Annotated in this window: 10 protein-coding genes; all 10 read left to right on the forward strand. The window is 38.8% G+C overall.

What is annotated here, in order from left to right; genetic code table 11:
- Positions 1-15 precede the first annotated feature (15 nt).
- The 10 genes from ftsH (at position 16) to lysS (ending at position 9,663) form a co-directional block, all read left to right on the forward strand.
- Positions 16-2,049: an ATP-dependent zinc metalloprotease FtsH gene (gene ftsH / locus BLE01S_RS19085; RefSeq protein ID WP_066146244.1), complete on the forward strand. Its 2,034-nt coding sequence runs from the start codon at positions 16-18 to the stop codon at positions 2,047-2,049.
- Between the two features lie 177 nt (positions 2,050-2,226).
- The gene (locus BLE01S_RS19090; protein WP_066146247.1) at positions 2,227-2,997 is read left to right on the forward strand and encodes a type III pantothenate kinase; all 771 of its coding nucleotides are present in this window, start codon (positions 2,227-2,229) and stop codon (positions 2,995-2,997) included.
- An 18-nt stretch (positions 2,998-3,015) separates the two neighbouring features.
- Positions 3,016-3,897 (forward strand): Hsp33 family molecular chaperone HslO, encoded by an 882-nt coding sequence (gene hslO / locus BLE01S_RS19095; RefSeq protein ID WP_066146250.1) that lies wholly within the window; start codon positions 3,016-3,018, stop codon positions 3,895-3,897.
- 161 nt (positions 3,898-4,058) lie between these two features.
- Positions 4,059-4,985, forward strand: coding sequence for a cysteine synthase A (gene cysK, locus BLE01S_RS19100; protein WP_066146253.1), 927 nt, complete (start codon positions 4,059-4,061; stop codon positions 4,983-4,985).
- 144 nt (positions 4,986-5,129) lie between these two features.
- The gene (folP, locus tag BLE01S_RS19105) at positions 5,130-5,960 is read left to right on the forward strand and encodes a dihydropteroate synthase (protein WP_066146256.1); all 831 of its coding nucleotides are present in this window, start codon (positions 5,130-5,132) and stop codon (positions 5,958-5,960) included.
- Positions 5,953-6,321 carry a dihydroneopterin aldolase gene (gene folB, locus BLE01S_RS19110; protein ID WP_066146259.1) on the forward strand — a complete coding sequence of 123 codons (369 nt, stop codon included), beginning with the start codon at positions 5,953-5,955 and terminating at the stop codon, positions 6,319-6,321. Before folP ends, folB begins: the two co-directional genes overlap by 8 nt.
- Positions 6,314-6,841, forward strand: a complete 528-nt coding sequence (folK, locus tag BLE01S_RS19115; RefSeq protein ID WP_066146262.1) for a 2-amino-4-hydroxy-6-hydroxymethyldihydropteridine diphosphokinase — start codon at positions 6,314-6,316, stop codon at positions 6,839-6,841. The genes folB and folK overlap by 8 nt, the downstream gene beginning before the upstream one ends.
- Positions 6,793-7,014, forward strand: a complete 222-nt coding sequence (locus BLE01S_RS19120; RefSeq protein WP_066146265.1) for a helix-turn-helix domain-containing protein — start codon at positions 6,793-6,795, stop codon at positions 7,012-7,014. Before folK ends, BLE01S_RS19120 begins: the two co-directional genes overlap by 49 nt.
- A gap of 21 nt (positions 7,015-7,035) precedes the next feature.
- Positions 7,036-8,028 (forward strand): tRNA dihydrouridine synthase DusB, encoded by a 993-nt coding sequence (dusB, locus tag BLE01S_RS19125; protein ID WP_066146268.1) that lies wholly within the window; start codon positions 7,036-7,038, stop codon positions 8,026-8,028.
- Between the two features lie 147 nt (positions 8,029-8,175).
- The gene (gene lysS, locus BLE01S_RS19130; protein WP_066146271.1) at positions 8,176-9,663 is read left to right on the forward strand and encodes a lysine--tRNA ligase; all 1,488 of its coding nucleotides are present in this window, start codon (positions 8,176-8,178) and stop codon (positions 9,661-9,663) included.
- Positions 9,664-9,898 lie beyond the last annotated feature (235 nt).

Consider the following 9,898-nt stretch of genomic DNA (forward strand, 5'->3'; position numbering starts at 1 on the left):
GGGAGGAGGTAAGTGATGAATCGAATTTTTAGGAATACAATCTTTTATTTACTCATTTTTCTCGTTCTTATTGGAATTGTTAGTTGGTTTAACAATAGCAATGAGACGACAAAGAATATATCTTATGATGAATTTGTAACACATTTGGAAAGCGGAGATATTAAAGAATTTTCGATGCAACCAGAGCGTGGTGTATATGTTGTTAAAGGTAATCTAAAAGGTGCAGAAGAAGGTGCACAATTTCAAACGTATGTGATGAATAGTCCTGCGATGCTAGACCGGATCGATGCTGCTTCTGTGAAAAAAGAAGTTATGCCTGCAAAAGAGACAAGTGGATGGGTATCGTTCTTCACAATGATTATTCCATTTGTTATTATCTTCATTCTGTTTTTCTTCTTGATGAATCAAGCACAAGGCGGAGGCGGCCGAGTGATGAACTTCGGTAAGAGCAAGGCGAAGCTTTATACAGAAGAGAAGAAGAAAGTGCGTTTTAAAGATGTTGCTGGAGCCGATGAAGAAAAACAAGAACTAGTAGAAGTTGTTGAGTTTTTGAAAGACCCAAGGAAATTTTCTGAGGTCGGTGCAAGAATTCCTAAAGGTGTGCTATTAGTCGGTCCTCCTGGTACCGGTAAGACATTATTAGCGCGTGCTGTTGCTGGAGAATCAGGTGTACCATTTTTCTCTATTAGTGGTTCCGACTTTGTGGAAATGTTTGTCGGTGTCGGTGCATCACGTGTACGTGATTTATTTGAGAACGCAAAGAAAAATGCTCCATGTATCATTTTTATAGATGAAATTGACGCGGTAGGTCGTCAACGTGGTGCTGGCCTCGGTGGTGGTCATGATGAGCGTGAGCAAACACTGAATCAATTGTTAGTTGAAATGGATGGCTTTGGTGCAAACGAAGGAATTATTATTATAGCGGCAACAAACCGCCCTGATGTTCTCGACCCTGCATTATTACGTCCAGGCCGTTTTGACAGACAAATTACAGTAGATCGTCCAGATGTTAAGGGACGAGAAGCAGTATTACACGTTCATGCGCGAAACAAGCCATTGGATGAATCGGTTGATTTGAAGGCAATTGCTGCGAGAACACCTGGTTTTTCTGGTGCAGATTTGGAAAACTTATTAAATGAAGCAGCGCTTGTTGCAGCGCGACAGGATAAAAAGAAAGTTGATATGTCTGACGTTGACGAAGCAACCGATCGTGTCATTGTTGGTACTGCTAAAAGAAGTCGTGTTATTTCTCAGAAGGAACGTAATATTGTTGCTTACCATGAGGGTGGTCACACGATTATCGGATTAGTCTTAGATGAAGCGGATGTCGTACATAAAGTAACGATCGTTCCAAGGGGGCAAGCAGGTGGTTATGCTGTCATGCTTCCGAAAGAGGATCGCTACTTCATGACTAAACCTGAATTATTAGATAAGATTACCGGTTTGCTTGGGGGACGCGTAGCAGAGGAAATTACTTTTGGTGAAGTATCAACGGGTGCTCATAACGACTTCCAACGTGCAACTGGCATTGCCCGTAAAATGGTAATGGAATATGGAATGAGTGATAAACTGGGACCGTTACAGTTTGGTCAACCACAAGGTGGGCAAGTTTTCCTTGGTAGAGATTTGCATAATGAACAAAACTACTCAGAAGCAATTGCTTACGAGATAGATATGGAAATTCAAAAGATTATTAATGATTGTTATGCCCGTGCGAAAACAATTTTGTTAGAGCATCAAGATAAATTAATTCTGGTTGCTAAAACGTTATTAGAAGTGGAAACGTTAGATGCGGAACAGATTAATCATTTATTCGATCACGGCACAATGCCGGAACCGAAAACAATTGACAATAACAGTGATGGTTCTTCAAGTTTTACGGCTGATTCGACAAGCTCGCAAGAAGAAACGAACGATTTGGGGATTGAAGAAAACCGTGAAAATACTTTAGAGGATCCACCACCAATGGATTCATATGGGTCTGGAACAACAGGTGAGAAGTTTGGTCCAACAAACCCAGTGGATGATAACAACAAACCAAAAGAGTAAAATAATATATGTAAAAAACGACCGCAAGTAAACTGCTCCGTAAATGTTAGACACTAAACTAACATTTACGGAGTATTTTTTGATGAAGTGAAAGTGGACTTACAATTCTACACATCAATCTGAATTGTGGTATGATGTTTGAAGTGAAAAAAGTCTCTAGTAAATGTGGTGAAAATAATGATTTTTGTTTTGGATGTAGGTAATACAAATATCGTTCTTGGGGTATATAAACAAGATGAATTGAAATACCATTGGCGAATTGAAACAAGTCGGCATAAGACTGAAGATGAATTCGGTATGGCTATCAAGTCATTATTTGAGCATGTAGGGCTTCGATTTGAAGATATTAATGGCATCATTATTTCTTCTGTTGTACCACCGATTATGTTTACCCTAGAAAAAATGTGCCTGAAATATTTTCGAGAAAAACCTTTAATAGTCGGGCCGGGAATTAAAACGGGCTTAAATATAAAGTATGAAAACCCACGTGAAGTTGGTGCAGACCGAATTGTGAATGCAGTTGCGGGGATAGAATCTTACGGTAGTCCCCTTATTATTGTTGACTTCGGCACAGCAACTACATTTTGTTACATTGATGAAAAGAATAATTATATGGGTGGCGTAATTGCACCTGGTATTGGTATCTCAACGGAAGCATTATATTCAAAGGCGGCAAAACTTCCAAGAATTGAAATTATGTCTGTTGATGAAATCATTGGAAAAAATACAGTAGCAGCAATGCAAGCCGGTATTTTATTTGGATTTGTAGGACAAGTAGAGGGTATTGTAAAACGTATTATTGATAAAAGTAAGCATAAGCCAACAGTTGTAGCTACTGGTGGTTTAGCTAACTTAATTGCCACGGAAACAAATATGATTGATATAGTAGATCAAGATTTAACGTTAAAAGGCTTGCAACTCATCTATAAGAGAAACATGAATGAGTGAATGAAAGGCGGTTATTAAATGAGTGATTATTTAGTAAAGGCGTTAGCTTATGGAGGGCAAGTTCGTGCATACGCAGTGAAAAGTACGGACACGATCAATGAAGCACAACGTCGTCACTATACTTGGCCAACTGCATCGGCGGCATTGGGAAGAGCAATGACTGCAGGTGTAATGATGGGTGCTATGTTAAAGGGTGAGGAGAAAATAACCATTAAGGTAGAGGGGGACGGCCCTCTTGGTGTTATCTTGGTGGATACTGATGCGAAAGGTCATGTACGTGGGTATGTAACGAATCCTCAAACACACTTTGACTTGAATGAGCAAGGAAAATTAGATGTTAAAAGAGCAGTAGGTGCGAATGGTACACTGACGGTAGTCAAGGATGTTGGACTTAGAGACCACTTTTCTGGTCAGGTCCCGCTTGTATCTGGTGAATTAGGTGAAGACTTTACGTATTACTTCGCTACATCTGAGCAAACACCCTCTTCTGTTGGTGTTGGTGTATTAGTAAATCCGGATAATACAATTTTAGCGTCAGGTGGATTTATTATTCAATTGATGCCAGGTACTTCAGACGAGGTAATTAACAAGATTGAAGAACAATTAAAATTGTCGCCACCAATTTCCACTTTAATTCAAGAAGGATTGACACCGGAAGAGATCCTTTACAGATTGCTTGGAAAAGAAAATGTAAAAATTTTAGAAACAATGCCAATTGAATTTCACTGTACATGTTCCAAGGAGCGTTTTGGAAATGCAATCGTGAGTCTTGGTGTTGAAGAAATCCAAGATATGATAGATGAAGAAGGAAAAGCAGAAGCGCAATGCCATTTCTGTAATGCGACATATCAATTTTCAAAAGAGGAATTAGAAGAGTTACGGGATGTAGCGAAGGGATGAATGAAAAGGTGACCAGTCAAATGGTCGCCTTTTTTTGTGTACTCCTTCAGTCAGTGTAAAAAAAATATACAAGGAAAGCACTTTCATTGTTGACATAGAAGTGTGAGCATGTTAATTTGTAAATAAACCAACAAAAATACTCGGAATTAGGGGTGGAGAAGATGGCGAAAATGGTAAATACAATTGCTGAACTAGTAGGTAATACACCGATTGTGAAACTTAATCGTATGGTTGATCAAGAAAGTGCAGATGTGTATGTGAAACTTGAATATATGAACCCAGGCAGTAGTGTGAAGGATCGGATTGCGCTAGCTATGATTGAAGCTGCGGAAAAGGATGGGAAATTGAAAGATGGCTCCACGATTATTGAGCCAACCAGTGGGAATACAGGTATTGGTCTTGCAATGATTGCGGCTGTGAAAGGATATAAGGCAATTTTAGTAATGCCAGATACCATGAGTATGGAGCGTCGTAATTTACTACGTGCATATGGCGCAGAACTTGTGCTGACTCCTGGGGCTGAAGGCATGAACGGTGCAATAAAGAAAGCAAATGAATTAGCAGAAGCAAATGGATACTTCGTGCCACAACAGTTTGAGAACATGGCAAACGTAGAAATTCATCGCTTGACAACAGGAAGAGAAATTGTAGAGCAAATGGGAGATCAATTAGATGGTTTTGTCGCTGGTATTGGTACAGGAGGTACGATTACAGGTGCAGGTGGAGTGTTAAAGGAAAACTATCCGAATATAAAGTTGTATGCCGTTGAGCCTGAAGATTCTCCTATTCTTTCTGGAGGAAAACCAGGTCCACATAAAATTCAAGGAATCGGTGCAGGCTTTATACCAAAAATACTAGATACTGATCTTTATGATGAAGTGATCAAAATTACTAATAATGATGCATTTGAATTTTCTAGAAGAGCGGCAAAGGAAGAAGGCATTCTCGGTGGGATCTCATCTGGAGCAGCAATAGCGGCCGCATTAAAAGTAGCTAAAGAACTTGGAAAAGGCAAAAAGGTATTGGCTATCCTACCTAGTAATGGAGAACGTTATTTAAGTACACCTTTATATCAATTTGAAGATTAAGGAAGCAGCTGCTTTGGAAAATTGAACTAAAGTTATATGGGTATTAAAAGGCGAGCCGCTAAGGCTTGCTTTTTTTGTTCTTTTTAGGTTGAGTTTGGTAAACTAAAGAAATGGAATTTATATGCGGGAGGAAGATGTATACCAATGAATCTCATCAAATGTGGACCGTATGAACTTAATATAAATGAAAAAACCTTGATTATGGGAATATTAAACGCAACGCCAGATTCCTTTTCAGATGGTGGTCAATATAACGCTCCAGATTTTGCAGTTGCTCACGCGAAGCAAATGATTAAAGATGGGGCGGATATTATTGACATAGGGGGAGAATCGACCAGGCCTGGTCATGATCCAGTTTCTATTGAAGAGGAAGTGAATAGGGTAGTTCCAATTATTAAGGCAATTGCAGAAAATGCAGCTGTTCCTATTTCTATTGATACATATAAAGCTGAAACAGCTAGACGTTCCATTTTAGCTGGGGCCCATATTATTAATGATATATGGGGCGCGAAAAAGGATCCAGAAATAGCAGATGTTGCGGCAGAATACAATACCCCAATTATATTGATGCATAATCGGGAACAGCGTAATTATGATGTGTTTATTCGAGATGTTCTAAATGATTTATATGAAAGTATTTCGATTGCGAAAAAAGCAGGAGTTGCTGATGAAAAGATTATACTTGACCCAGGGATTGGATTTGCGAAAGATTTCGCAGAGAACCTTGAAATGATGAAGAACTTGGACAAACTTACAGCTCTAGGCTATCCAGTTTTATTAGCTACTTCAAGAAAGCGAATGATTGGTACGGCACTTGATTTACCTGTGGAAGAACGAATGGAAGGTACAGGGGCAACAGTATGTTTTGGTATTCAGAAAGGTTGTCATATCATGCGTGTGCACGATGTAAAAGAAATAAGTAGGATGGCAATCATGATGGATGCTCTAATGGGGAAGGGTGAGAAGAATGGATAAAATTTATTTAAATGAAATGGAATTCTACGGTTATCATGGCGTTCTCCCGGAAGAAACTCGCTTAGGTCAAAGATTTCGGGTGAGTATCATAGCTGAAACTAATTTGCGATCTGCCGGGATGACGGATGATCTTAAGGAAACAGTTAGCTATGCGGAAATTTTCTCATTGTGCCAAAAAATAGTAGAAAAACAAACATATAAACTTATTGAGGCAGTTGCAGAAAACATAGCTGAATCCATTCTCGAACATTTTAATAAAGTGGAACGGGTAACTGTGAAGGTTATTAAGCCTGACCCACCAATACCCGGTCATTATCATTCTGTTGCTATAGAAATCATGAGGGGCAGAGAACATGATTAATACAGCTTACTTATCACTAGGTTCCAATATGGGCGATAGAGAAAAATGTTTAAAGTTGGCTATTAAAGATTTACATCAGCACCCGGATATTCAAATAGAAGCACTTTCTTCTATTTACGAAACAGAACCAATTGGATATGTCGATCAGGCTAACTTTTTAAATATGGTAGTTAAAATAACGACTTCATTATCAGCGATAGAACTTCTTAATTCGTGTTTAAAAGTCGAACAGGAATTGGGAAGGATTAGAGAGTTCCGATGGGGACCAAGGATAATAGACCTTGACATATTGATGTATAATAAAGAGAATATTGAAATGGAAGCTTTGCAAGTTCCGCATCCTCGGATGGTTGAACGAGCATTTGTCCTTATTCCTTTACTAGAGATTGACCGGAACCTTGAGCTTCCGAATTCATTCATCCCTTTGACTGAAGTGCTGGATGAAATATCTGATAAAGAAGGAGTTCGGTTATGGAAACAGATAGATGGGGAAGGCGCATCCGCGCTTTTCGAAAATTAAAAGGATATACGCAAGAAGGACTTGCAAAAGATATTGGTGTATCGGTCTCTATCTTGGGAGAGATCGAACGAGGAAGTCGTACACCTGCTAATGAAATTATTGAAAAGATATCTCGCGCATTAGGTATTTCTATCAATGAATTGAATCCTGGGAATGTTCAAGAGGTAGATTGATAAGAGTGGAGGTGAGAAAAAGTGTTGAAAATTGGCGATATAACAATGGACAATCAGGTAGTGCTTGCCCCGATGGCAGGCGTTTGTAATTCAGCATTTAGACTAACTGTCAAAGAATTTGGCGCTGGGCTAGTCTGTGCAGAAATGATTAGTGATAAAGGTATTGTCCATAAAAACAAGAAAACGATGAACATGCTTTATATAGATGAAAGAGAAAATCCCCTTTCTTTGCAAATCTTTGGAGGGGAAAAAGACACGCTTGTGGAAGCAGCAAGATTTGTTGATCAGAACACCAATGCGGATATTATTGATATTAATATGGGATGCCCTGTTAATAAGATTATAAAGTGCGAAGCAGGAGCTAGATGGTTGTTAGAGCCGACTAAGATCTATGATATGGTGTCTGCTGTTGTAGATGCAGTTAATAAACCAGTAACTGTTAAGATGAGAATTGGCTGGGATGATAAGCATATTTTTGCAGTTGAAAACGCCCAAGCTGTAGAGCGTGCTGGGGGTGCTGCTGTATCCATGCACGGTCGTACCCGTGTGCAAATGTACGAGGGTGAAGCAAATTGGGATATTATTAAGCAAGTGAAGCAATCAATTAATATTCCTTTGATCGGAAATGGTGACGTGACGACTCCGCAGGATGCTAAAAGGATGCTTGATGAAACGGGTGTTGATGGTGTAATGATTGGCCGAGCTGCACTTGGTAATCCGTGGATGATTTATCAAACAGTGAAATACTTAGAAACAGGTCATCTGATGGGAGAACCAACTGTTAGAGAAAAGATGGATGTTTGTAAGCTTCACTTGGATCGGTTGATAGGTTTAAAAGGAGAAAATATAGCTGTGCGTGAAATGAGAAAACATGCTGCATGGTATTTAAAAGGCATCAAGGGAAATGCGAAAACAAGAAATGCTATTAATGAATGTCATACAAGAGCAGATCTAGTTAGCGTACTAGATGAGATTGTAGACATAGTGGCAGTCGAGGAAAAGCAAGCTGGTTAACATATTTAATACACTGCCAGTTAACACTGGCAGTTATTTTTTGTAAACTGAAAGTTCAAGGATGTCTAGGTAGGTATTATTGTGTACAATAATAGAGGATATCTAAATGTTTTTGTCATCGGCTATATAAATAGAGGAGTGTTAAATATGAGTCATGAAGAATTAAACGACCAACTGCAGGTCAGACGCAGTAAAATGGCTTCTATGCGTGAAGAAGGTCTCGACCCTTTTGGTAAGCGATATGAACGGACACACAATACGAAGGAAATTAAAGAACAATTTGATGCTTTTTCTAAGGAAGAGCTAGAAGAAAAGGCAATTAGCGTGACGATAGCGGGTCGTCTAATGACAAAGCGCGGAAAAGGGAAAGCGGGCTTTGCTCATATTCAAGACCTTCCTGGGCAAATTCAAATTTATGTTCGTAAGGATACAGTTGGAGAGAAGCAATATGAGCAGTTCACTACATCTGATCTTGGTGACCTTGTAGGAGTTAGTGGAACTGTATTTAAAACTAAGGTTGGCGAACTCTCTATCAAAGTTAAAGAGTTTACACATTTAACTAAAGCTTTGCGCCCGTTACCAGAAAAGTTCCATGGTTTAAAAGATGTAGAACAAAGATACCGTCAACGCTACTTAGACTTGATCACGAATCAAGAAAGCAAAGAAACTTTTATTGCTCGTAGCCTAATAATCCAATCAATGAGACGCTATCTTGATGAACAAGGTTTCCTTGAGGTAGAAACGCCAATGTTACACTCAATAGCTGGTGGAGCTGCTGCTCGTCCGTTCGAAACACATCATAATGCGTTGGACATGCCCTTTTTTATGAGAATAGCAATTGAATTGCATTTAAAGAGGCTAATTGTTGGAGGCTTAGAAAAGGTCTATGAAATAGGACGTGTTTTCCGTAATGAAGGTGTTTCAACTAGACATAACCCGGAATTTACAATGATTGAGTTATATGAAGCGTATGCAGATTATAATGATATTATGGAATTGACGGAAAATATGGTTGCGCATATAGCTAAAGATGTTCTTGGCTCCACAACTGTGCAATATGGAGATCAAGAAATAAATCTGGAGCCTAAATGGCGTCGTCTTCATATGGTTGATGCTGTTAAAGAATATTGTGGTGTTGATTTCTGGGGAGAAATGTCTGATGAAGAAGCGAAGCAATTAGCTAAAGAACATAATGTAGCTATAACGGAGCATATGACTTATGGGCATATTCTCAACGAGTTTTTTGAACAACATGTTGAAGAAAAACTGATACAACCAACATTTATTTATGGCCACCCAGTAGAAATTTCGCCACTTGCTAAAAAGAATGAAGAGGATCCCCGGTTTACGGATCGCTTTGAGCTATTTATTGTTTCAAGAGAACATGCCAATGCATTTACTGAATTGAATGATCCTATTGATCAAAAGGAACGCTTTGAAAGTCAGTTGCTTGAACGTGAGCAAGGTAATGATGAAGCGCATGAGATGGATGAGGATTTCATTGAAGCATTAGAGTATGGTATGCCGCCAACAGGAGGGCTAGGTATAGGGATTGATCGCTTAGTTATGTTGTTGACGAATTCTCCTTCTATTAGAGACGTATTATTATTTCCTTTAATGAGAAAACGCGACTAATATATATTAAACCCCTGTCTTAAACAGGGGTTTAATAATTAATTTAGAGGGTATCATAAAATAATTAAATCTTTTTTTTGAAAAACTGTTGCCATGTTTAGAAATAGATGTTATATTATTACTCGTGCCTGTTCACGGCATACAGCATGAAAAAAGAAATTTAAAAAGTTGTTGACTTTATGAATTGAGATTGTTATACTAGTAAAGTCGCCGTTATGAACGAGCACGCAAGTTT

Source organism: Lederbergia lenta NBRC 16444, from assembly GCF_001591545.1.
Lineage (GTDB): Bacteria > Bacillota > Bacilli > Bacillales > Bacillaceae_C > Lederbergia > Lederbergia lenta.